Source organism: Pseudomonas sp. NPDC089996, from assembly GCF_044748405.1.
Lineage (GTDB): Bacteria > Pseudomonadota > Gammaproteobacteria > Pseudomonadales > Pseudomonadaceae > Aquipseudomonas.
This window is the reverse complement of the sequence record NZ_JBIVGA010000020.1, coordinates 1-22,969: the sequence shown is the minus strand read 5'-3', so window position 1 is coordinate 22,969 and position 22,969 is coordinate 1. Positions and strand designations below refer to the sequence as shown.

Annotated in this window: 17 protein-coding genes; 11 read left to right on the top strand and 6 right to left on the bottom strand. The window is 64.5% G+C overall.

Going from position 1 to position 22,969, the window contains the following annotated elements; genetic code table 11:
- Together ACIPW4_RS24765 and mnmC are read right to left on the bottom strand one after the other, a co-directional pair.
- Nucleotides 1–1,788: an N-acetylglutaminylglutamine amidotransferase gene (locus tag ACIPW4_RS24765; protein WP_400662627.1), complete on the bottom strand. Its 1,788-nt coding sequence runs from the start codon at nt 1,786–1,788 to the stop codon at nt 1–3.
- A 226-nt stretch (nt 1,789–2,014) separates the two neighbouring features.
- Nucleotides 2,015–3,982: a bifunctional tRNA (5-methylaminomethyl-2-thiouridine)(34)-methyltransferase MnmD/FAD-dependent 5-carboxymethylaminomethyl-2-thiouridine(34) oxidoreductase MnmC gene (gene mnmC, locus ACIPW4_RS24760; RefSeq protein ID WP_400662624.1), complete on the bottom strand. Its 1,968-nt coding sequence runs from the start codon at nt 3,980–3,982 to the stop codon at nt 2,015–2,017.
- Between the two features lie 100 nt (nt 3,983–4,082).
- Here mnmC and pap point away from each other — a divergent pair, with 100 nt between their 5' ends.
- Nucleotides 4,083–5,576, top strand: a complete 1,494-nt coding sequence (gene pap, locus ACIPW4_RS24755; RefSeq protein ID WP_400662621.1) for a polyphosphate:AMP phosphotransferase — start codon at nt 4,083–4,085, stop codon at nt 5,574–5,576.
- Between the two features lie 117 nt (nt 5,577–5,693).
- A complete protein-coding gene (locus ACIPW4_RS24750) occupies nt 5,694–6,647 on the top strand; it encodes a DMT family transporter (protein ID WP_400662619.1) in 954 nt (317 codons plus the stop codon).
- Nucleotides 6,648–6,804: 157 nt separating this feature from the next.
- Here ACIPW4_RS24750 and ACIPW4_RS24745 read toward each other — a convergent pair whose 3' ends face one another.
- A complete protein-coding gene (locus ACIPW4_RS24745) occupies nt 6,805–8,199 on the bottom strand; it encodes a class II fumarate hydratase (protein ID WP_400662616.1) in 1,395 nt (464 codons plus the stop codon).
- A 155-nt stretch (nt 8,200–8,354) separates the two neighbouring features.
- Here ACIPW4_RS24745 and ACIPW4_RS24740 point away from each other — a divergent pair, with 155 nt between their 5' ends.
- The 7 genes from ACIPW4_RS24740 to ACIPW4_RS24710 all read left to right on the top strand — a co-directional run bounded on the left by ACIPW4_RS24740 (nt 8,355) and on the right by ACIPW4_RS24710 (nt 16,162).
- A complete protein-coding gene (locus ACIPW4_RS24740; RefSeq protein ID WP_400662613.1) occupies nt 8,355–8,879 on the top strand; it encodes a DUF2059 domain-containing protein in 525 nt (174 codons plus the stop codon).
- A 10-nt stretch (nt 8,880–8,889) separates the two neighbouring features.
- Nucleotides 8,890–9,186, top strand: coding sequence for a BolA family protein (locus ACIPW4_RS24735; RefSeq protein WP_400662611.1), 297 nt, complete (start codon nt 8,890–8,892; stop codon nt 9,184–9,186).
- Nucleotides 9,187–9,388: 202 nt separating this feature from the next.
- Complete coding sequence (locus ACIPW4_RS24730) at nt 9,389–10,321, top strand: rhodanese-related sulfurtransferase (protein WP_400662608.1); 933 nt, start codon at nt 9,389–9,391, stop codon at nt 10,319–10,321.
- Nucleotides 10,322–10,324: 3 nt separating this feature from the next.
- Nucleotides 10,325–10,957 (top strand): DsbA family protein, encoded by a 633-nt coding sequence (locus ACIPW4_RS24725; RefSeq protein WP_400662605.1) that lies wholly within the window; start codon nt 10,325–10,327, stop codon nt 10,955–10,957.
- Entirely contained in the window at nt 10,950–12,782 is a 1,833-nt protein-coding gene (locus tag ACIPW4_RS24720) for an ABC transporter ATP-binding protein (protein WP_400662602.1), read from the top strand. Before ACIPW4_RS24725 ends, ACIPW4_RS24720 begins: the two co-directional genes overlap by 8 nt.
- 98 nt (nt 12,783–12,880) lie before the next feature.
- Complete coding sequence (locus ACIPW4_RS24715) at nt 12,881–15,337, top strand: EAL domain-containing protein (protein WP_400662600.1); 2,457 nt, start codon at nt 12,881–12,883, stop codon at nt 15,335–15,337.
- Nucleotides 15,338–15,376: 39 nt separating this feature from the next.
- The gene (locus tag ACIPW4_RS24710) at nt 15,377–16,162 is read left to right on the top strand and encodes a TenA family transcriptional regulator (protein ID WP_400662597.1); all 786 of its coding nucleotides are present in this window, start codon (nt 15,377–15,379) and stop codon (nt 16,160–16,162) included.
- A gap of 41 nt (nt 16,163–16,203) precedes the next feature.
- Here ACIPW4_RS24710 and ACIPW4_RS24705 read toward each other — a convergent pair whose 3' ends face one another.
- The 3 genes from ACIPW4_RS24705 to ubiG form a co-directional block, all read right to left on the bottom strand.
- Nucleotides 16,204–16,944: a YciK family oxidoreductase gene (locus ACIPW4_RS24705; RefSeq protein ID WP_400662595.1), complete on the bottom strand. Its 741-nt coding sequence runs from the start codon at nt 16,942–16,944 to the stop codon at nt 16,204–16,206.
- Between the two features lie 62 nt (nt 16,945–17,006).
- Nucleotides 17,007–17,678 (bottom strand): N-acetylmuramic acid 6-phosphate phosphatase MupP, encoded by a 672-nt coding sequence (gene mupP, locus ACIPW4_RS24700; RefSeq protein WP_400662592.1) that lies wholly within the window; start codon nt 17,676–17,678, stop codon nt 17,007–17,009.
- A gap of 2 nt (nt 17,679–17,680) precedes the next feature.
- Nucleotides 17,681–18,379, bottom strand: a complete 699-nt coding sequence (gene ubiG, locus ACIPW4_RS24695; protein ID WP_400662589.1) for a bifunctional 2-polyprenyl-6-hydroxyphenol methylase/3-demethylubiquinol 3-O-methyltransferase UbiG — start codon at nt 18,377–18,379, stop codon at nt 17,681–17,683.
- A 112-nt stretch (nt 18,380–18,491) separates the two neighbouring features.
- Here ubiG and mtnA point away from each other — a divergent pair, with 112 nt between their 5' ends.
- Together mtnA and gyrA are read left to right on the top strand one after the other, a co-directional pair.
- The gene (mtnA, locus tag ACIPW4_RS24690) at nt 18,492–19,568 is read left to right on the top strand and encodes an S-methyl-5-thioribose-1-phosphate isomerase (RefSeq protein WP_400662587.1); all 1,077 of its coding nucleotides are present in this window, start codon (nt 18,492–18,494) and stop codon (nt 19,566–19,568) included.
- A gap of 349 nt (nt 19,569–19,917) precedes the next feature.
- A complete protein-coding gene (gene gyrA / locus ACIPW4_RS24685; protein WP_400662584.1) occupies nt 19,918–22,680 on the top strand; it encodes a DNA gyrase subunit A in 2,763 nt (920 codons plus the stop codon).
- Nucleotides 22,681–22,969 lie beyond the last annotated feature (289 nt).

Below are 22,969 nucleotides of genomic sequence, written 5' to 3'. Positions count from 1 at the left end.
TCAGAGTCCTTGTTCGCTGAGCCACAGGTTCAGGGCCGCCAGCTGCCAAAGCTTGGAGCCGCGCAGTGGGGTGAGCTGGCCGTGGGGGTTGCTCAGCAGGCGGTCGAGCATGGCCGGGTTGAACAGGCCGCGGTCCTGGCTCGGGTCGGTCAGCAGGTCGCGCACCCAGCCCAGGGTCGCGCCTTCCAGGTGCTTGAGGCCGGGCACCGGGAAGTAACCCTTCTTGCGGTCGATCACCTCGTGGGGGATTACCCGTCGTGCGGCCTGTTTGAGCACCTGCTTGCCGCCATCGGGCAGTTTGAAGCGCGCCGGAATGCGCGCCGACAGTTCGACCAGGCGGTAGTCGAGGAACGGCGTGCGCGCTTCCAGGCCCCAGGCCATGGTCATGTTGTCGACCCGTTTGACCGGGTCGTCGACCAGCATCACCGTGCTGTCCAGGCGCAGGGCCTTGTCCACGGCGTCGGGTGCGCCGGGGCGGGCGAAATGCTCGCGGACGAAATCGCCGGCGGCGTCGGTTTCCAGCAGCCAGGGCGCCTGGACCGTGTCGCGGTACTCGTCGTGGCTGCGGTCGAAGAAGGCGTCACGGTAGGCGCCGAAGGCATCCTCGGCGCCGACCACTTTCGGGTACCAGTGGTAGCCGGCGAACAGTTCGTCGGCGCCCTGGCCGCTCTGCACGCCCTTGCAATGCTTGGCCACCTCCCGCGACAGCAGGTAGAAGGCGATGCAGTCATGGCTGACCATCGGCTCGCTCATGGCGCGGAACGCGGCTGGCAGCTGCTCGATGATCTCGTGCTCGGCGATGCGCAACTGGTGGTGGCGGGTGCCGTAATGCTTGGCGATCAGGTCGGAATACTGGAACTCGTCACCGCGTTCGCCGCCAGCATCCTCGAAGCCGATGGAGAAGGTCGACAGGTCGTCCACGCCGACGTCGCGCAACAGGCCGACCAGCAGGCTGGAATCGACCCCACCGGACAGCAGCACGCCGACGTCCACGGCGGCGCGCTGGCGGATCGCCACGGCATCGCGGGTGGCGTCGAGCACGCGGGTGGTCCAGCCTTCCAGGTCGAGGTCGCGCTCGTCCGGGTTGGGGCCGTAGTGCAGCTGCCACCAGGTCTGGCGTTCCACTTCACCGTGGCGGTCGATGCGCATCCAGGTGCCGGGTTCGAGCTTCTGCACGTTGGCCAGCAGCGTGCGAGGCGCCGGCACCACGGCATGGAAGTTGAGGTAGTGGTTGAGCGCCACCGGGTCGATCATCGGGTCGATGTCGCCACCCTTGAGCAATGCCGGCAGGGTCGAGGCAAAGCGCAGGCGCTCGCCGTTGCGCGACAGGTACAGCGGCTTGACCCCGAGGCGGTCGCGGGCCAGGAACAGGCGCTGGTTGTCGCGCTCCCAGATGGCCAGGGCGAACATGCCGTTGAGCTTGGGCAGCAAGGCCGCGCCCCAGGCGTGGTAGCCCTTGAGCAACACTTCGGTGTCGCCTTCGGACCAGAAGCTGTAGCCCAGGTCCTGCAGCTCCTGGCGCAGTTCGGGGAAGTTGTAGATGGCGCCGTTGAAAGCCAGCGACAGGCCCAGGGTGTTGTCGACCATCGGCTGCGCCGAACCGTCGGACAGGTCCATGATCTTCAGCCGGCGGTGGCCGAGGGCGATCGGGCCCTGGCTATGGAAGCCCCAGGCGTCGGGGCCGCGGGGCGCCAGGTGATGGGTGATGCGCTCTACCGCAGCCAGGTCGGCTGGGCGAGGGGCTTGATCGATGGGGGTAAAACGCAACTCTCCTGCTAATCCGCACATAGGTCCTTACCGGTTTTTCCGTTGGGGAATGAGTGCCCCGGATTAGGGCACCCTGTAAGGAACTGACCTGTGTGGTTTGTGGGAGTTTTAGATCAATCTGTTATATGCAGTGGGGCTGCTGTGCAGCCCTTCGCGGGCACGCCCGCTCCCACAGGGATATCACAGCCATCGGGCTCTTTGTGGGAGCGGGCGTGCCCGCGAAGGGCCGCACAGCGGCCCCAGCCTTTCACTTGCCGCGGATCAGCTTGCGCAACATGAAGCGATTGGGGTGGCAGGCCTCGGCCACTGCCCGTGGCAACGGCAACGGTTCACCACTGGCCCAGGCGGCAATCAGCTCGCCACTCAACGGCGCCGTGATCAGCCCGCGCGACCCATGCCCGCTGTTCACATACAACCCATCCAGCCAAGGACACGCGACCTCCGGCACCTGCCTGGCATCCTTGCCAAGCACGGCATAGGCCTCGGCAAACAACACCGTGTCGGCCACCGGCCCGACAATCGGCAGGTAATCCGGGCTGGTGCAACGAAACGCCGCACGCCCCTGCAACTGTTCGGCATCCAGTGCCTGCGCCCCCAGGCGCGACGCCAGGTCGATGGAAATCTCGTCGAGCAACGCCAGGTTGCCCTGGTGCTCGGCCACCGTCGGCGTCAGGTCATCGTTATGGAAATCGAAACTGGCGCCCAAGGTGTGCTCATCACCCCGGGGCGGTGCGACGTAGCCATCGGCACAGACCACGGTGCGCAATGCACGGCTGGCCGGGGTGGCCGGCAGGCGGGTGATCTGCCCGCGAATCCGCTTGAGCGGCAGCTGCGCACAGGGCTCGAACCTGCGCACATCGGCACCCCCGGCCAGTACCACCAGCGGCGCGCTGGCCAGCAAACGCTCGCCATCCCACGCCTGCCACAACCCGTCGGCCTTGCGCAGTTCGACCACGTCCTGGTGCAACTGAACACCAATGTTCGGGTGTTGCAGCTGCGCCCGGCACAAGGCCGGTGGGTGCACCCAGCCACCTTCCGGGTAGAACAGGCCGCCCGCAGGCAGCGCCACTCCGGCAATCGCTTCAGCTTCAGCCTGCTCCAGCGCACGCAGCAGGCTGCTGTCGAAGGCCTCGGCAAGCTTGGCCTGGCGCTCGCCTTCCTTGCTGTCGAACGCCAGCTGCAGCACGCCGCACGCGTCCCAGTCCTGACCCCGCTGCAAGCGCTCAAGCTGGCGCCGGGTGTAGCCGAAACCGGCAAGGATCATTTGCGACAGCGCGGTGCCATGGGCGGACAGCTTGAGGTACAGCACGCCCTGCGGGTTGCCCGAAGCCTCCTGCGCGGGGGCCGCGTGGCGCTCCAGCACCGTCACCTGCCAGCCGCGTGCGGCCAGGCTGGCGGCAGTGGCGCTACCCGCCAGGCCGGCACCGATCACCAGTGCCTGGCGCGGCCCTGCAGCCGGGGCAGGGCGGGCATACCAGGGCGCGGTGTTGGCTGGTGACGGTTGCCCGGTGTATTCGCCACTCATCACTTCCCACTTCTTGCCGATGCCGGGGATTTTCTTCATGGTGAAACCGGCATCGATCAGCCCGCGGCGTACCCAGCCGGTGGTGGTGAAGGTACCCAGCGCGGTACCGGCGTGCGCCAGTCGGGCCAGTTGCGCGAACAGTTCAGGGGTCCACATGTCGGGGTTCTTCGCCGGCGCGAAGCCGTCGAGGAACCAGACGTCGATGCGTGCGTCGAGCTGCGGCAGTTGCTCCAGTACGTCACCGATCAACAGGGTCAGGGTGACCCGGCCATTGTCGAAGCTGAACTGCTGGAAGCCGGGGTGTACCGCCACGTACTGGGCCAGGAACGGCTCGGTGAAGGCCGCCATCTCCGGCCACAGGCGCACGGCGCGGGCCATGTCGTCATGGCCGAGCGGGTACTTTTCAACGCTGATGAAATGCAGCCGCGCGTCGCTATGGGCCTGTTCGGCGAACAGCTGCCAGGCGCAGAAGAAGTTCATGCCGGTGCCGAAGCCGGTTTCGCCGATCACCAGGCAGCCGTGTGGTGCCAGGTCGGCGAAGCGCTGTGCCAGGCGGGTCTGCTCGAGGAACACGTAGCGGGTTTCCTCGGTGCCTTCGTTCCGGGAGAAATAAACATCGTCGTACTGCCGCGAGTGGGGGCGGCCCTGGTCGTCCCAGTCGATCTGGGCGTGCTGAAGAAGGGTGGACATGGTTGGCTCGGTTGCAGCGGATGTGCGGATTTTATGACATCCGCCGGGTTTGCACAGGGCAAATCCGCTAGTCTTGCTTAGCCAACGAAGGAGCCAGTGAATGTTCGAATCTGCGGAAATCGGTCACAGCATCGACAAGGAAACCTACGAAGCAGAAGTCCCCGCCCTGCGCGAGGCGCTGCTCGAAGCTCAGTACGAACTCAAGCAGCAGGCGCGTTTCCCGGTGATCGTGCTGATCAATGGCGTCGAAGGCGCCGGCAAGGGCGAAACGGTCAAGCTGCTCAACGAGTGGATGGACCCGCGCATGATCGACGTGCTCACCTTCGACCAGCAGACCGACGAAGAACTGGCCCGGCCACCGGCCTGGCGCTACTGGCGGGCACTGCCGCCCAAGGGGCGGATGGGCGTGTTCTTCGGCAACTGGTACAGCCAGATGCTTCAGGGCCGGGTGCATGGGGTGTTCAAGGACGCCGTGCTCGACCAGGCCATCGCCGGGGCCGAGCGCCTGGAGCAGATGCTCTGCGACGAAGGTGCGCTGATCATCAAGTTCTGGTTCCATCTGTCGAAGAAGCAGATGAAGTCGCGCCTGAAGTCACTCAAGGACGACCCGCTGCACAGCTGGAAGATCAGCCCGCTGGACTGGCAGCAGTCGCAAACCTACGACCGCTTCGTGCGCTTCGGCGAGCGTGTGCTGCGTCGCACCAGCCGCGACTACGCGCCCTGGCATGTGGTCGAAGGCGCCGATCCGCACTACCGTAGCCTGGCCGTGGGCCGCATCCTGCTCGAAAGCCTGCAGGCCGCACTGGCCGTCAACCCCAAGGGCAAGCACCAGGGCAATATCGCCCCGCTTGGGCGCAGCATCGACCAGCGCAACCTGTTGGGTGCGCTGGACATGACCCTGCGCCTGGACAAACACGACTACCAGGAGCAGCTGGTCACCGAGCAGGCCCGGCTGGCGGGCCTGCTGCGCCACAAGCACATGCGCCGGCATGCCTTGGTGGCAGCGTTCGAGGGCAATGATGCGGCGGGCAAGGGCGGTGCCATCCGCCGCGTCGCCGCCGCGCTCGACCCACGGCAGTACCGCATCGTGCCGATCGCCGCGCCTACCGAGGAGGAGCGTGCGCAGCCGTACCTGTGGCGCTTCTGGCGGCACATCCCGGCGCGTGGCAAATTCACCATCTTCGACCGTTCCTGGTACGGCCGGGTGTTGGTGGAGCGGGTGGAAGGTTTCTGCAGCCCGGCCGACTGGATGCGGGCCTATAGCGAAATCAATGATTTCGAAGAGCAACTGGTGAATGCAGGCGTCGTGGTGGTCAAGTTCTGGCTGGCGATCGACCAGCAGACACAGCTGGAACGCTTCGAAGAACGCGAGCAGATCCCGTTCAAGCGTTACAAGATCACCGAGGACGACTGGCGCAACCGCGACAAGTGGGACCTGTATGTCGATGCCGTGGGCGACATGGTCGACCGTACCAGCACCGAGATCGCCCCATGGACGTTGGTCGAAGCGAACGACAAGCGCTGGGCGCGGGTGAAGGTGCTGCGCACCATCAACGAGGCACTTGAGGCGGCGTTCGCCAGGCACAAGAAGTGACCAGGCATGCCGTGAGGGAATGACCCGATGAATTTATTTCCCGGCATTTTCCTCCGGCCCGGTACTCCAAGCCCTTAGAATCCGATTACCGCCATCAAGGGCTTGTTCGAGGACTGTATGCACACAACTTCCGGCCGTTGGGGCTACGGCCTGTTCCTGGCGCTGCTGACCGCGCTGCTCTGGGGCATCCTGCCGATCAAACTCAAGCAGGTGCTGCAGGTGGTCGACCCGCTGACCGTTACCTGGTACCGCCTGGTGGTTTCCGGCGGCTTGCTGTTCGCCTGGCTGGCCGCACAGCGGCGTCTGCCGTCGTTCGGCAAACTGGCACCCAAGGGCAAGTGCCTGGTGGCCGTGGCGGTGTTCGGCCTGATGGGCAACTATGTGCTTTACCTGATCGGCCTCAACTTGCTCAGCCCAGGTACCGCCCAGCTGGTGGTGCAGATGGGTCCGGTGCTGTTGCTGGTGGCCAGCGTGTTCGTGTTCAAGGAGCACTTCAGCCTGGGGCAGGGCATCGGCTTGCTGGTGCTGTTGGTGGGTTTCGCGCTGTTTTTCAACCAGCGCCTGGAAGAGCTGCTGACCTCGCTGGGGGCCTACACCACCGGTGTGCTGACCGTGCTGCTGGCGACCAGCATCTGGGTGTTCTACGCGCTGAGCCAGAAGCAGCTGCTGACGGTGTGGCATTCGCAGCAGGTGATGATGGTCATCTACCTCAGTTGCGTTGCCCTGCTGACGCCTTGGGTACACCCGCTGGAGGCGCTGCAGCTGACACCGGTGCAAGGCTGGCTGTTGCTGGCCTGCTGCCTGAACACCCTGGTGGCCTATGGCGCGTTTGCCGAGGCGCTGGCGCATTGGGAGGCGTCGCGGGTCAGTGCCACGCTGGCGTTGACGCCGCTGGTGACCTTCGTCGCGGTGGCGCTGGCGGCGGTGGTGTGGCCGGAGTATGTGCAGGCCGAAGACATCAATGCGCTGGGGTATGTGGGGGCGGTGACGGTGGTGGCGGGGTCGAGCCTGGTGGCCTTGGGGCCTTCGCTGGTGGCCGGTTGGAAGGCCAGAAGGGCACGGTTGGCATAGCATTGCGCGCACTTTGTGGGAGCGGCCTTGCGTCGCGAAAGGGCCGCAAGGCGGCCCCGACAATCTCGCGGTGCAGCTGAAATCCTGGGGCCGCTGCGCGCCCCTTTCGCGACGCAAGGCCGCTCCCACATTGGCCGGGTATTGACGGCTGGCAGAGTCAGCCTTTGCCGCCAGGCGCCAGCATGTTTTCCGGCCTTACCCACTGGTCGAACTGCTCATTGGTCAGGTACTTCAGCTCCAGCGCCGCCTCGCGCAAGGTCTTGCCCTCGCTGTAGGCCTTCTTGGCAATCTCCGCCGCCTTGTCATAGCCAATGTGCGGGTTAAGCGCCGTCACCAGCATCAGCCCACGTTCCAGGTGCGCCGCCATCTGCTCGGCATCCGGCTCGATCCCGGCCACGCAGTGTTGCTGGAAGTTGCGGCAGCCATCGGCCAGCAGTTCGACCGACTGCAGCAGGTTGTGGATGATCACCGGCTTGAACACGTTCAGCTGCAGGTGCCCCTGGCTGGCGGCAAAGCCGATTGCCGCGTCGTTGCCCAATACTTGGCAGGCCAACATCGACAGCGCTTCGCACTGGGTCGGGTTGACCTTGCCGGGCATGATCGAGCTGCCCGGCTCGTTGGCCGGCAGGCGTACTTCGGCCAGCCCCGCACGCGGGCCGGAGCCGAGCAGGCGCAGGTCGTTGGCGATCTTCATCAGCGCCACCGCCAGGGTCTTCAGCGCACCGGCCAGGCTGGTCAGCGGCTCATGGCCGGCGAGGGCGGCGAACTTGTTGGGGGCAGTGATGAAAGGCAGGCCGGAGAGGGCGGCCAGTTCGGCGGCCACGGCTTCGGCAAAACCATGCGGGGCGTTCAGCCCGGTGCCGACGGCCGTGCCGCCCTGGGCCAGTTCGCACACCGCCGGCAAGGTGGCGCGGATGGCACGCTGGGCGTAGTCGAGCTGGGCGACGAAAGCCGAGACTTCCTGGCCGAAGGTGATCGGCGTCGCGTCCATCATGTGCGTGCGACCGGTCTTGACCAGCTTGCTGTGGCGCGCCGACAGCTCGGCCAGCCCCGCCGACAGCTCGGCAATTGCCGGCAGCAGTTTGCCATGCACCGCCTGGGCAGCGGCAATGTGCATGGCGGTGGGGAAGCAGTCATTGGAGCTCTGCGAGCGGTTGACGTGGTCGTTGGGGTGCACCGGCGCTTTGCCGCCACGGCCCTTGCCGGCCAGTTCGTTGGCGCGCCCGGCGATCACCTCGTTGACGTTCATGTTGCTCTGGGTGCCGCTGCCGGTCTGCCAGACCACCAGCGGGAACTGGTCGTCATGTTCGCCGTCGAGCACTTCGTCGGCGGCCTGTTCGATCAGCCGGGCGATGTCGGCGGGCAAGTCGCCGTTGCGGTCGTTGACCCGCGCGGCGGCTTTCTTGATGAGTGCCAGGGCGTGCAGCACCGCGAGCGGCATGCGTTCCTTGCCAATGGCAAAGTTGATCAGCGAGCGCTGGGTCTGTGCGCCCCAGTAGGCGTCCTCAGGAACTTCGACCGGGCCCAGGCTGTCTGTCTCGATACGGCTCATGCTGCGTTCACTCCTTTGTCAGTCAGAATCAGCAGTTTAGGCCCTCATGCGTGCGAGCGGTTCATTCGCTCGTCGTGCCACTTGAGCGCTGCGCCCCTGCGGGAGCAGAATGCTCTACTCTGAGGTACCGCCTCCCCCTCCTTGAAGGAAATGCAATGACCCGTCTCCGTGTCCTCTGTGCTGCCGTAGCCCTGGCCTGTGCCAGCGGCCAGGTACTCGCTGCCACCGCCAGCCACAACGCTGCCGCCGAGAAATTCCTGACCCTGGCCCACGCCGACAAGCTGGGCACCCCGGTGTACATGCAGGTCCAGCAGATGTTCGCCCAGCGCTTCGCCCAGACCAAGGCCCCGGCCAGCAAGCAGGCCGTGCTGGAGAGCTACCAGGCCAAGGCCAACGCCGCGCTGGACGGAGCCATCGGCTGGAGCAAGCTGAAGCCGAAGATGGTCGACCTGTACACCCAGACCTTCACCGAGCAGGAGCTCAAGGACCTGGTCAAGTTCTACGAGTCGCCGTTGGGCAAGAAAGTCCTGACCCAGATGCCGAAAGTCACCCAGCAGTCGGCCCAGCTGACCCAGTCCAGCCTGGAACCTGCGGTGCCGGTGGTCAACAAGCTGCTCGAAGACATGACCAAGGAGCTGGACCCGAACGCAGGCAAGGCCGCCGCCCCGGCCAAGAAGTGAGTGGTAGCCGATGAGCATGCAGCAACGCATCGAGCAGCAACTGGCCACGCTGGCCCCGCAACACCTTGAAGTGCTCAACGAAAGCCACATGCACAGCCGTGGCCAGGAAACCCACTACAAGGCGGTGATCGTCAGCGAGCAGTTCGCCGGGCTCAACAGCGTCAAGCGTCACCAGAAGGTCTACGCCACCATGGGTGAGCTGATGGGCGAGATCCACGCCCTGGCGATCCACACCTACACCGCCGAGGAGTGGGCCAAGGTGGGCGTGGCACCGGCCTCGCCGGTGTGCGCTGGCGGCGGGCACTGAATCCTTTCCGTCGTTCTGGTACAATCCTGCAAAATCCGGGGGCCGCTTTGCGGCCCTTTCGCGACACAAGGCCGCTCCCACAGGAATTCGCATTCCCCTGTAGGAGCGGCCTTGTGTCGCGAAAGGGGCGCAAAGCGCCCCCATGCTTTTTATGTCAACCCGGTCCGCCCCTTACGAGGGCAACCACTGGAGAGTCTGTTACATGTCCCAAGCTATCGTCGTGGCGGCGCTATACAAGTTCGTCACCCTGGAAGACTACGTCGAGCTGCGTGAGCCGCTGCTCAAGGCCATGCTCGACAACGGCGTCAAAGGCACCTTGCTGCTGGCCCACGAAGGCATCAACGGCACCGTCTCGGCCACCCGCGAAGGCATCGACGGCCTGCTCGCCTGGCTGCGCAACGACCCGCGCCTGGTCGATGTCGACCACAAGGAATCCTACTGCGACGAACAGCCGTTCTACCGCACCAAGGTCAAGCTCAAGAAAGAGATCGTCACCCTCGGCGTGCCGGGCGTCGACCCGAACCAGGCCGTCGGCACCTATGTCGAGCCCAAGGACTGGAACGCCCTGATCAACGACCCCGAAGTCCTGCTGATCGACACCCGCAACGACTACGAAGTGGCCATCGGCACCTTCAAGGGCGCCATCGACCCCAAGACCGAGACCTTCCGCGAGTTCCCCGACTACATCAAGGCCAACTTCGACCCGAGCAAGCACAAGAAGGTCGCGATGTTCTGCACCGGTGGCATCCGTTGCGAAAAAGCTTCCAGCTACATGCTCGGTGAAGGCTTCGAGTCGGTCTATCATCTTAAAGGTGGCATCCTGAAGTACTTCGAGGAAGTACCTCAGGAAGAAAGCCTGTGGGACGGCGACTGCTTCGTCTTCGACAACCGCGTCACGGTGCGCCATGACCTGAGCGAAGGCGAGTACGACCAGTGCCATGCCTGCCGCCACCCGGTCGACGCCAAGGACCGCGAGTCCGAGCATTACTCGCCAGGCGTGAGCTGCCCGCACTGCTGGGACACCCTGAGCGAGAAGACCCGGCGCAGTGCCATCGACCGGCAGAAGCAGATCGAGCTGGCCAAGGCCCGCAACCAGCCGCACCCGATTGGTTACAACTACAAAGCCGAGGCTTGAGCCATGACTGCCCGCCTGATCTATGTGATGGACCCGATGTGCTCCTGGTGCTGGGGGTTCGCACCAGTGGCCGCGGCCCTGGTCGCACAGGCCGCCGAGGCGGGCGTCAGCACCCGGTTGGTGGTGGGCGGCCTGCGCAGCGGCGGCAGTGCGCTGGATGGCTCGACCCGCAAGTACATCCTCGAGCATTGGCAGGCGGTGGCCGACGCCACCGGGCAGCCGTTCCGTTTCGACGGTGCCATGCCTGACGGCTTTGTCTACGACACCGAGCCGGCTTGCCGTGCCCTGGTCACTGCCCGCGCGCTGGACGCTGAACGTGTCTGGCCGCTGCTGGCGCTGATCCAGCGTTCGTTCTACGAGCAGGGCGTGGATGTCACCCGCGCCCCGCAGTTGGTCGAATTGGCCGAACAGGCCGGTTTCGACCGCGAACACTTCGCTCAGCAGTTCGCCAGCCAGGACATCCGCGCCACCACCGCAGCCGATTTCAGCTGGGCGCAAGACCTTGGCATTGCCGGCTTTCCGACCCTGCTGGCCGAGCGCAATGGCCAGCTGGCCTTGCTGACCAACGGCTACCAGCCGCTGGGCAACCTGCAACCGCTGCTTGGCCGCTGGCTGCAGCAGGCCGTCTGTGCTTGACCTGCCAGGGTCGCCAGACCCTGTACCAGGGAAGCCCGCCGCTGTGTCCGATCGTCTGAGCTGGGCAGAAATCCGCCGCCTGGCCCTGCATCACAAGAAAAACCTCTGGACCGCCAACCTGATTGCCGTGCTGGCGGCCTGCTGCAGCGTGCCGATCCCGTTGTTGCTGCCGTTGCTGGTCGACGAAGTGCTGCTGGGCCACGGTGATGCCGCACTGAAATGGATGAACAACCTGCTGCCGAGCGGCTGGCAGGTGGCAGCCGGCTACATCGGCCTGATGCTGGTGGCCACGCTGTGCCTGCGCCTGGCGGCACTGGCCTTCAACGTGGTGCAGGCCAAGCTGTTTGCCGGGTTGGCCAAGGACATCGTTTACCGGCTGCGCATTCGCCTGATCGAGCGCCTCAAGCGCATCTCGCTCAAGGAATACGAAAGCCTGGGCAGCGGCACCGTGACCACGCATCTGGTCACCGACCTGGATACCCTGGACAAGTTCGTCGGCGAAACCCTGAGCCGCTTCCTGGTAGCCATGCTGACGCTCACCGGCACGGCGGCGATCCTGCTCTGGATGCACTGGCAGCTGGCGTTGCTGATCCTGTTGTTCAACCCGCTGGTGATCTACTTCACCGTGCAGTTGGGCAAGCGTGTCAAGCACCTGAAGAAACTCGAGAACGACAGCACCGCGCGCTTTACCCAGGCACTGTCCGAAACCCTGGATGCCATCCAGGAAATCCGCGCCGGCAATCGCCAGGGCTACTTCCTCGGGCGCCTTGGCCTGCGTGCCCGCGAAGTGCGCGACTATGCCGTGGAGTCGCAATGGAAGAGCGATGCCAGTGGCCGTGCCAGTGGCCTGCTGTTCCAGTTCGGTATCGATATCTTCCGCGCGGCGGCGATGCTGACCGTGCTGTTCTCCGACCTGTCGATCGGCCAGATGCTGGCGGTGTTCAGCTACCTGTGGTTCATGATTGGCCCGGTGGAGCAGTTGCTCAACCTGCAATACGCCTACTACGCCGCCGGCGGTGCGCTGAGCCGGCTCAACGAGCTGCTGTCGCGAGCGGACGAGCCGCAGTATCCGGCAGCCACCGACCCGTTTGCCGGCCGCGAGACGGTGGGCATCGAGGTGCGTGACCTGCGCTTTGCCTATGCCGACGAGCCGGTACTCGACCAGTTGAACCTGGCCATCGCCCCCGGTGAAAAAGTGGCCATTGTCGGTGCCAGTGGTGGCGGCAAGAGCACCCTGGTGCAATTGCTGCTGGGCCTGTACAGCGCCCAGGCCGGGACCATCCGCTTCGGCGGTGCCAGCCTGCAGGAAATCGGCCTCGAGACGCTGCGCGAAAACGTGGCGGTGGTGCTGCAGCACCCGTCACTGTTCAACGACACCGTGCGCGCCAACCTGACCATGGGCCGCGAATGCAGCGACGAGGCCTGCTGGCAGGCACTGCGTATCGCCCAGCTGGACGCCACCATCGCCGCCTTGCCGCAAGGGCTGGACAGCGTGGTCGGCCGCTCGGGGGTGCGCCTGTCCGGTGGCCAGCGCCAGCGCCTGGCGATTGCCCGCATGGTCCTGGCCGAGCCCAAGGTAGTGATACTGGATGAGGCCACCTCGGCGCTGGATGCCGCCACCGAGTACAACCTGCATCAGGCATTGGCACGTTTCCTCAGTGGCCGCACCACGCTTATCATCGCCCACCGCTTGTCGGCAGTGAAACAGGCCGACCGGGTGCTGGTATTCGATGGCGGGCATGTGGCCGAAGATGGCGACCATCAGCAGCTGATTGCCGAGGGTGGTTTGTACGCCAAGCTCTATGGTCACCTGCAGCAGACGTGAACGACTGAGAAAATTCCCCGCCGTGCAGATGGCAAATGGCCTACGCTGTGCTTGTCTGGGTTGATTCGAAGTCTTATCTGCTCTGCGACAGGGACTAAATGAAGGGAAATCGCACTCAAGAAGCGCCAAGGTTGGTAGGTATCATCTGGCCCTTCATCGCCGTTGTCATGTTCCAGGTGTTGCTGGGTAGCCTCAGCCTTTATGCATTGTCGGCGGTCCGTGCCTATGTGGCCGGCGAAAGCCTCTGGTCGAAGGCGCAGAAAGACGCCATCTACTACCTCAACCTGTACGCCGATGACCGCGACGAGCGTACCTACCAGCGCTATCGCCAGGCCATGAGCGTGCCCCAGGGCGACCACGAGCTGCGCGAGCTGCTCGACCAGGCCAGCCCGGACCTGGAGGGTGCCCGCCTGGCCGTGTTGCAGGGCGGCAACCACCCTGACGATGTTGACCGCATCATCTGGTTCTACCGCAACTTCCGCCAGATCAGCTACATGCAGACGGCGATCGAATACTGGAACATCGGGGATGGCTACCTGGCCAAGCTCGATGTACTGGCCAGCGAAATGCGTGATGGCTTTGCCGGTGGGCTGGTCGGCGCCGGGCGGCTCAGCGAGTGGAAGGGCCGCATCGTCGCCATCAACGAAGGCGTCACGCCAGCGGCCAAGGCTTTCAGCGATGCCCTGGGTGAAGGCTCGCGCATGTTGCTGCGGGTGCTGCTGGTCACCAACCTGCTGACGGCGCTGTTCCTCATCGCCATTGCCTGGCGCCGTTCGAGCAAGCTGCTGGCCCAGCGTCAGGCGTTTGCCAGTGCCCTGCAGGAAGAACGGGAGCGTGCACAGATCACCCTCGAAGCCATTGGTGATGCGGTAATCACCGCCGACGTCGAGGGCAACATCGGCTATATGAACCCCGCCGCCGAGCAATTGACCCACTGGCAGGGCGCCGAGGCGCTGGGCTTGCCGCTGGGGGCGTTGTTCAAGTTGCTCGAGGAGCAGGACGACGGCGCTGGCTGCCCGCTGGTCGAGCAGGTGCTCAGTGGCAGCCTCAAGAGCGGCGCGGAGCATGCGCGGTTGATCCAGCGCCTGGATGGCAGCACCGTATCGATCAACCTGGTCGGCTCGCCGATCATCAACGACGGGCAGGTGGCCGGGATCGTGCTGGTCCTGCACGACATGACCCAGGAGCGGCAGTACATCGCCAACCTGTCATGGCAGGCGACCCACGACGCCCTGACCGGGCTGGCCAACCGCCGTGAGTTCGAATACCGCCTGGAGCAGGCGCTCAATGGCCTGATGCGCCAGGCCGGGCGCCATTCGCTGATGTTCCTCGACCTCGACCAGTTCAAGCTGGTCAATGATACCTGCGGCCATGCGGCTGGCGACGAGCTGCTCAGGCACATCTGCGCGGTGCTGCAGTCCGGGTTGCGCGAGGGCGATACCCTGGCCCGCCTGGGCGGCGACGAGTTCGGCGTGCTGCTGGAGAACTGCCCGGCCGATCAAGCCGAGCGGATCGCCGAAACCCTGCGCCAGGCTGTGCAGAGCCTGCACTTCGTGTGGAAGGGCAGGCCGTTCGTCACCACTGTCAGTATCGGGCTGGTGCACATGGCTCAGGCGCCGGGCACCCTGGAGGCCTCGCTGCGGGCGGCAGACATGGCGTGCTACATGGCCAAGGAGAAGGGCCGCAATCGGGTTCAGGTGTACCATGTCGACGACAGCGAATTGTCCATGCGCTTCGGTGAAATGGCCTGGATCCAGCGGCTTCATGTGGCCCTGGAGGAAAACCGTTTCTGTCTCTATTGCCAGGAAATCGCCCCGCTCAAGGCCATCGACGGTCCAAGTCATATCGAGATCCTGTTGCGCCTGCATGATGAGAGTGGGCGCACCATCCTGCCCGACAGCTTCATCCCGGCCGCCGAGCGCTATGGTTTGATGACCGCGCTGGACCGCTGGGTGGTGCGCAGCGTGTTCCAAGTCATACGCCAGTGCCTGGACGAGCAGCGGCAAGGGCCGCTGGCGATCTGTGCAATCAATCTCTCGGGTGCCAGCATCGGTGATGACAAGTTCCTGGATTACCTGCAGCGACTGTTCGTCGAATATTCCATTCCGCCGCGGCTGATCTGTTTCGAGATCACCGAGACCAGCGCCATCGCCAACCTCGGCAGTGCGATCCGCTTCATCAACGAATTGAAGGGGCTGGGTTGCAAGTTCTCGCTGGACGACTTCTGTGCCGGAATGTCGTCATTCGCCTATTTGAAACATTTACCCGTGGACTTCTTGAAGATCGACGGAAGTTTTGTCAAAGATATGCTGGATGACCCGGTCAACCGTGCCATGGTCGAGGTGATCAATCACATCGGCCACGTCATGGGCAAGCGGACCATAGCCGAGTTCGTCGAAACACCGTTGATCGAGCAGGCCTTGCAGGAAATCGGCGTGGATTACGCCCAGGGCTACCTGATCGAACGACCGCAGGTGTTTACCTGTGACAGTCTGCAGCGCCAACGGATTGCTGCGCGGCCCTTGCTGCATCGGGCGCCAGGTACTTTTCGCTGAAAATACGTCCGCAAAATCACAAGGATCAAGGAGCTGAAAGTGATTGATGCATTCGTTCGTATCGGGCCCTTGATGGACCCGGCCAGTTACCCCCAATGGGCTCAGCAGCTGATCGAGGATTGCCGGGAGAGCAAGCGGCGAGTGGTGGAACATGAGTTCTACCAGCGCTTGCGCGATGGCCAGCTGCGCCAGTCGACCATCCGCCAGTACCTGATCGGTGGCTGGCCGGTGGTCGAGCAGTTTTCCCTGTACATGGCCCATAACCTGACCAAGACCCGTTATGCCCGCCACCCTGGTGAGGACATGGCGCGGCGCTGGCTGATGCGCAATATCCGCGTCGAGCTCAACCATGCCGACTACTGGGCGCACTGGTGCCAGGCCCATGGCGTGCACCTGCACGACCTGCAGGCGCAGGATGTGCCGCCGGAACTGAATGGCCTCAACGACTGGTGCTGGCGCGTGTGCAGCACCGAGTCGCTGGCGATTGCCATGGCGGCGACCAACTATGCGATCGAGGGGGCGACCGGCGAGTGGTCGGCAGTGGTGTGCGCCGATGATACCTATGCCATGGGCTTCCCGGAGGACGTTCGCAAGCGGGCGATGAAGTGGCTGAAGATGCATGCCCAGTATGATGATGCGCACCCGTGGGAGGCGCTGGAGATCATCTGCACCCTGGCGGGCGAGAACCCGACCCTGGGCCTGCGCAACGAGCTGCGCAAGGCGGTGTGCAAGAGCTACGACTGCATGTACCTGTTCCTGGAGCGGTGCATGCAGCTGGAGGGGCGCCAGCAAGGGCGCCTGCGCCCGGCCTTGGCCGCCGGCTGAAAGCCATTGGGGCCGCAAAGCGGCCCCGGCGGTCTCCAGCCCTACTGGGCGTTGAACGCCTGCCCGTTGACCGCCTTGCTATCTGGCCCCATCAGGTACAGATACACCGGCATGATCTCTTCCGGCAGCGGGTTGTTCTGCGGGTTCTCGCTCGGGTAAGCCTGCGCCCGCATCGCCGTGCGTGTGGCGCCCGGGTTGATGCTGTTGGAGCGTACCGGCGCCACGCCTTCCAGTTCGTCGGCCAGGGTCTGCATCAGCCCTTCGGTGGCGAACTTCGACACCCCGTAGGCCCCCCAGTACGCCCGGCCCTTGCGCCCGACGCTGCTGGAGGTGAACACCACCGAGGCGTCTTCCGACAACTTGAGCAGCGGCAGCAGGGTGCTGGTGAGCATGAAGGTGGCATCGACGTTGATGTGCATCACGCGCATGAAGTTATCGCCCGACAACTGCTCCAGCGGGGTGCGAGGGCCGATGATCGAGGCGTTGTTGAGCAGGCCGTCCAGGCGTCCGAACTGCTCCTCGATCATCACCGCCAGCTCGTCGTACTGGTGGGGCAGGGCGGTTTCCAGGTTGAACGGGATCACCACGGGCTGAGGGTGGCCGGCCGCCTCGATCTGGTCGTAGACCTCGTTCAGGTTGGCCTCGGTCTTGCCCAGCAGCAGCACGGTGGCCCCCAGCGCGGCATAGGCCTTGGCGGCAGCAGCGCCGATGCCGCGGCCGGCACCGGTGACCAGGATGACGCGGCCAGCGAGCAGGCCGGGGCGAGCGATGTAGTCGAACATGATTCTGTCCTTCGAGTTCGTAAGCGCCACACAGGGGTGCAGTCCGGAACGTCGATCAGTATTCAGCAGCCGCACAGCGCGCTGTCGATCACCTTGCGCAGCTCCAGCGGGTGGTCCACCACCACATCGGCGCCCCAGTTGTTCGGGTTGTCCTCTGGATGAATATAGCCGTAGCGCACTGCCGCCGTGCGGGTGCCGGCGTCGCGGCCAGACTCGATGTCGCGCAGGTCGTCGCCGACGAACAGTACGCTGGCCGGGTCCAGGTCCAGGGTCTTGCAGGCGAGGATCAGCGGCTCCGGGTCGGGCTTGCTGTTCTTCACGTGGTCCGGGCAGATCAGCAGGGCAGAGCGCTCGGCCAGGCCCAGCCGCTGCATGATCGGTTCGGCGAAGCGCACCGGCTTGTTGGTCACCACGCCCCACAGCAGGTTGCCCTTCTCGATGTCGGCCAGCAGTTCGCCCATGCCCTCGAAGAGCTTGCTGTGCACCGCGCAGTCACGCTGGTAGCGCTCGAGGAACTCAAGGCGCAGGGCTTCGAAGCCCTCGGCGTCCGGGCTCATGGCAAAGGTCGCCGCGACCATGGCGCGGGCGCCGCCGGAGATCACGTCGCGGATCAGCTGGTCGTCGATGGCCGGCAGGCCGCGCTCGGCGAGCATGGCCTGGCAGATGGCGATGAAGTCTGGCGCCGTGTCGAGCAAGGTGCCGTCCATGTCGAAGAGTACTGCTCGCAAACGCATGCTCATTCCTCGCGCAGGGTCTGGATCATGTAGTTGACATCAACGTCGCTGCTCAGCTTGTAGTGCTTGGTCAGCGGGTTGTAGGTCAGGCCGATGATGTCCTTGACCTCGAGGCCGGCGACCCGGCTCCAGGCGCCGAGCTCGGACGGGCGGATGAACTTCTTGAAGTCGTGGGTGCCGCGCGGCAGCATCTTGAGGATGTATTCGGCGCCGACGATGGCCAGCAGGTAGGCCTTGGGGTTGCGGTTGATGGTCGAGAAGAACACCTGGCCGCCAGGTTTGACCATGCGGAAGCAGGCGCGGATGACCGAGGACGGGTCGGGCACGTGCTCGAGCATCTCCAGGCAGGTGACCACGTCGAACTGTTCGGGCATCTCTTCGGCCAGGGCTTCGGCGGTGATCTGCCTGTATTCGACCTCGACGCCCGACTCCAGCTGGTGCAACTGGGCAACCGCTAGTGGCGCCTCGCCCATGTCGATGCCGGTGACGGTAGCGCCGCGCAAGGCCATGGCCTCGCTGAGGATGCCGCCGCCGCAGCCGACGTCCAGCACTTTCTTGCCAGCCAGGCCGACACGCTCGTCAATCCAGTTGACGCGCAGCGGGTTGATGTCGTGCAGCGGCTTGAACTCGCTTTCACGGTCCCACCAGCGGTGGGCCAAGGCTTCGAACTTGGCGATTTCGGCGTGATCGACGTTGCTCATTGAACAATCCTCTGGAACTTGCACTTCAAATGGGGCGCAGTATACCCGAGCGTCTGCGGCCGAGGGTCGCTATAATCGCCGGCTTTTGATATCCGAACGACGGGGAGAGGCAATGCGCGAGCGACTTTTGGCGGCGGAGAAGGTGACCGGGATGCGCTGGCAAGGCGGCGTCCTGCACCTGCTCGACCAGCGCCTGCTGCCGTCGGAAGAACGCTGGCTGACCTGCGACAATGTCGCGCAGGTAGTGGCAGCGATCCGTGACATGGCCGTGCGCGGTGCTGCCGCCATTGGCATTGCCGCAGCCTACGGCCTGGTGCTGGCCGTGGAAGAGCGCCTGGCCCAGGGCGGCGACTGGGAAATGGACCTGGAAGACGACTTTCTCAGCCTGGCCGAGGCCCGGCCCACCGCGGCCAACCTGTTCTGGGCGCTGAACCGCATGCGCGAGCGCCTGCTGCGTGTGCGCGGCGAAGAAGACGTGCTGGCAGCGCTGGAGGCCGAGGCGATCGCCATCCATGAAAGCGACCGCGAAGCCAACCTGACCATGGCCCAGCACGGCATCGAGCTGATCCGTCGCCACCAGGGCAATGAACAGACCTTGCTGACCTACGGCAATGCCGGTGCCTTGGCCAGTGGTGGAATCGGCACGGCCCTCGGGGTGATTCGCGCCGGTTACCTGGAGGGCATGGTCGAGCGGGTGTATGCCGGGGAGACCCGCCCCTGGCTGCAAGGCTCGCGCCTGACGGCCTGGGAGCTGGCCAACGAAGGCATCCCGGTGACCCTGTGCGCCGATTCGGCGCTGGCCCACCTGATGAAGACCAAGGGCATCACCTGGGTGGTGGTCGGCGCCGACTGCGTCGCGGCCAACGGCGACGTGGCAGGCAAGATCGGCACCTATCAGCTGGCCGTCAGTGCCATGCACCACGGCGTGCGCTTCATGGTGGTGGCGCCGAGCACCAGCATCGACCTCAACCTGGCCACCGGCGAGGACATTCCGCTGGAAGAGCGCGAAGCCGATGAGCTGCTGGACTACGCCGGAACCCGTGTGGCGCCGCAGGTCGAGGCCTTCAACCCGGTGTTCGACGTGACCCCGGCCGACCTGATCGACGTGATCGTCACCGAGCGTGGCATTGTCGAGCGGCCGGATACTGCCAAGCTGGCCCAGCTGATGTGCCGCAAGCGCCTGCACTGAACGCGTACCTTGTGGGAGCGGCCTCGTGTCGCGAAAGGGTCGCAAAGCGGCCCCGGGATTCCAGCAAAGAGGCAAAAATTGCTGGGGCTGCTGCGCAGCCCTATCGCGACACAAGGCCGCTCCCACATTGACCGCGCACTCCTGTTCAGCTCTCCCCACCGCCCCGCCTTTGTGGTAACATCCGGCAGTTTCCAAGACCGCCCACGAAGGCGGCCTTCATTGCGCAGATCCATGCAACAACTCATTGATTTGTCGTAAGTCGTCGCACCCCTTTGCGCTGCGGCGGCGAGCTTCGTTCGGCCCTTGATGGAGCTGCGAAGTTTCACCAGAAAAAGGAATCAGGCTTCTCATGGGCGAACTGGCCAAAGAAATCCTCCCGGTCAATATCGAAGACGAACTGAGACAGTCTTACCTCGACTACGCGATGAGCGTGATTGTCGGGCGAGCGCTGCCCGATGCGCGTGATGGCTTGAAGCCCGTGCATCGTCGCGTCCTCTATGCGATGAGCGAGCTGGGCAACGACTGGAACAAGCCGTACAAGAAATCCGCCCGTGTGGTCGGTGACGTGATCGGTAAGTACCACCCGCACGGCGACACTGCGGTCTACGACACCATCGTGCGTATGGCCCAGCCGTTCTCGCTGCGCTACCTGCTGGTCGACGGCCAGGGCAACTTCGGTTCGGTCGACGGCGACAACGCCGCAGCCATGCGATATACCGAAGTGCGCATGACCAAGCTGGCTCACGAGCTGCTGGCCGACCTGCACAAGGAAACCGTCGACTGGGTGCCCAACTACGACGGCACCGAGCAGATCCCGGCGGTCATGCCGACCCGCATCCCCAACCTGCTGGTCAACGGTTCCAGCGGTATCGCCGTGGGCATGGCGACCAACATCCCGCCACACAACCTCGGTGAAGTCATCGACGGTTGCCTGGCGCTGATCGACAACCCGGAAGTCACCATCGATGAGCTGATGCAGTTCATCCCTGGCCCGGACTTCCCGACTGCCGGCATCATCAACGGCCGCCAGGGCATCATCGAGGCCTACCGTACCGGCCGTGGCCGCATCTACATGCGCGCCCGCTCCGAGATCGAAGACATCGACAAGGTCGGTGGCCGCCAGCAGATTGTCGTCACCGAGCTGCCATACCAGCTGAACAAGGCGCGCCTGATCGAGAAGATCGCCGAGCTTGTCAAAGAGAAGAAGATCGAAGGCATCACCGAACTGCGCGACGAGTCCGACAAGGACGGCATGCGCATCGTCATCGAGCTGCGTCGCGGCGAGGTGCCGGAGGTGGTGCTCAACAACCTCTATCAGCAGACCCAGCTGCAGAGCGTGTTCGGCATCAACGTGGTTGCCCTGGTCGACGGTCGTCCGCGCCTGCTCAACCTCAAGGACCTGCTCGAGGCGTTCGTCCGTCACCGCCGTGAAGTGGTGACCCGGCGTACCGTGTTCGAGCTGCGCAAGGCCCGTGAGCGTGGCCATATCCTTGAAGGCCAGGCGGTCGCACTGTCCAACATCGACCCGGTCATCGCTCTGATCAAGGCCTCGCCGACCCCGTCCGAAGCCAAGGAAGCCCTGGTGTCCACGCCGTGGGAATCCAGCGCCGTGCAGGTCATGGTCGAGCGCGCCGGCGCCGACTCCTGCCGCCCTGAAGACCTGCCGGAGCAGTATGGTCTGCATGACGGCAAGTACTTCCTGTCGCCGGAACAGGCCCAGGCCATTCTGGACCTGCGCCTGCACCGCCTGACCGGCCTGGAGCACGAGAAGCTGCTGGCCGAGTACCAGGAGATCCTGGAGCAGATCGGCGAGCTGATCCGCATCCTCAGCAGCGCCACGCGTCTGATGGAAGTGATCCGCGAAGAGCTCGAAGCGATCCGTTCGGAATACGGCGATGCCCGTCGCACCGAGATCCTCAATGCCACCCACGACCTCAACTACGGCGACATGATCCCGGAAGAAGAGCGCGTGGTGACCATCTCCCACGGCGGTTATGCCAAGACCCAGCCATTGTCCGCTTACCAGGCTCAGCGCCGTGGCGGCAAAGGCAAGTCGGCGACCGGCGTGAAGGACGAGGACTACATCGAGCACCTGCTGGTCGCCAACAGCCATGCCACGCTGTTGCTGTTCTCCAGCAAGGGCAAGGTGTACTGGAAGAAAACCTACGAAATCCCTGAAGCGTCCCGCGCTGCCCGTGGTCGCCCGCTGGTCAACCTGCTGCCGCTGGAAGAAGGTGAGCGTATCACCGCCATGCTGCAGATCGACCTCGAAGCGTTGCAGCAGAACGCCGACCTTGACGAAGAACTGGAAGACGCTGACGACACCGTGCTCGAGGGTGAGCTGGTAGAGGCCGAAGAAGTCGACGAAGAAGACGGCGACACCCTGGAGTGGGTGGCGGAGCCGACCGGCGCGTACATCTTCATGGCGACTGCCTCCGGTACCGTCAAGAAGACCCCGCTGGTGCAGTTCGCCCGTCCGCGCTCCAACGGCCTGATCGCGCTGAAGCTCAAAGAGGGCGACACCTTGATTGCCGCGGCGATCACCGATGGCGCCAAGGAAGTCATGATGTTCTCCGACGCGGGCAAGGTCATTCGCTTCGCCGAGAGCGTGGTGCGCGAAATGGGCCGTACTGCCCGTGGCGTGCGCGGCATGAAGCTGGGCAAGGGCCAGCGGATCATTTCGATGCTGATCCCGGAATCCGGTTCGCAGATCCTCACCGCCTCCGAGCGTGGTTTTGGCAAGCGCACGCCGCTGTCCAAGTTCCCGCGTCGTGGCCGTGGTGGCCAGGGTGTGATCGCCATGGGCACCAAGGGCCGCAATGGCTTGCTGATCGGTGCTATCCAGGTGCAGGAAGGCGAGGAGATCATGCTGATTTCCGACCAGGGCACCTTGGTGCGTACCCGGGTTGGCGAGGTGTCCAGCCTGAGCCGTAACACCCAGGGCGTGACCCTGATCAAGCTGGCCAGCGATGAAACGCTGGTAGGCCTGGAGCGTATCCAGGAGCCTTCCGAGGACGAGCTCGATGAACTGATCGAGACGGACGAAGAGGGCGTCGAGGCCGATGCGCCAGATGACGAAGCTGCAGGCGCCGAAGAGGCTCCTCAGGAATAAGCAAGCGTGAAACCCGAGCGGGGCGACCAAGGTCGCCCCGTTTGACTGATTGCAGCAGGCAATGCCCGGCCCTGTGCGGGCTGGCTTTTTGTAGGAGCGGCCTTGTGTCGCGAAAGGGGCGCGAAGCGGCCCCAGGGTCTCAGCGTCAACACATGGATTGCTGGGGGCCGCTTTGCGGCCCTTTCGCGACACAAGGCCGCTCCTACAAAGAACAGCGCGCGGCCTGCAAGAAATGAATATGTTCTATTTGGCAGAGCGAGAGTGGATGTGAGCAAACGAGCCTTTAACT

Coding starts and splice junctions, on each gene's coding strand:
- ACIPW4_RS24765 (WP_400662627.1), bottom strand. CDS start 1,788: ATGTGCGGATTAGCAGGAGAGTTGCGTTTTACCCCCATCGATCAAGCC.
- mnmC (WP_400662624.1), bottom strand. CDS start 3,982: ATGTCCACCCTTCTTCAGCACGCCCAGATCGACTGGGACGACCAGGGC.
- pap (WP_400662621.1), top strand. CDS start 4,083: ATGTTCGAATCTGCGGAAATCGGTCACAGCATCGACAAGGAAACCTAC.
- ACIPW4_RS24750 (WP_400662619.1), top strand. CDS start 5,694: ATGCACACAACTTCCGGCCGTTGGGGCTACGGCCTGTTCCTGGCGCTG.
- ACIPW4_RS24745 (WP_400662616.1), bottom strand. CDS start 8,199: ATGAGCCGTATCGAGACAGACAGCCTGGGCCCGGTCGAAGTTCCTGAG.
- ACIPW4_RS24740 (WP_400662613.1), top strand. CDS start 8,355: ATGACCCGTCTCCGTGTCCTCTGTGCTGCCGTAGCCCTGGCCTGTGCC.
- ACIPW4_RS24735 (WP_400662611.1), top strand. CDS start 8,890: ATGAGCATGCAGCAACGCATCGAGCAGCAACTGGCCACGCTGGCCCCG.
- ACIPW4_RS24730 (WP_400662608.1), top strand. CDS start 9,389: ATGTCCCAAGCTATCGTCGTGGCGGCGCTATACAAGTTCGTCACCCTG.
- ACIPW4_RS24725 (WP_400662605.1), top strand. CDS start 10,325: ATGACTGCCCGCCTGATCTATGTGATGGACCCGATGTGCTCCTGGTGC.
- ACIPW4_RS24715 (WP_400662600.1), top strand. CDS start 12,881: ATGAAGGGAAATCGCACTCAAGAAGCGCCAAGGTTGGTAGGTATCATC.
- ACIPW4_RS24705 (WP_400662595.1), bottom strand. CDS start 16,944: ATGTTCGACTACATCGCTCGCCCCGGCCTGCTCGCTGGCCGCGTCATC.
- mupP (WP_400662592.1), bottom strand. CDS start 17,678: ATGCGTTTGCGAGCAGTACTCTTCGACATGGACGGCACCTTGCTCGAC.
- ubiG (WP_400662589.1), bottom strand. CDS start 18,379: ATGAGCAACGTCGATCACGCCGAAATCGCCAAGTTCGAAGCCTTGGCC.
- mtnA (WP_400662587.1), top strand. CDS start 18,492: ATGCGCGAGCGACTTTTGGCGGCGGAGAAGGTGACCGGGATGCGCTGG.
- gyrA (WP_400662584.1), top strand. CDS start 19,918: ATGGGCGAACTGGCCAAAGAAATCCTCCCGGTCAATATCGAAGACGAA.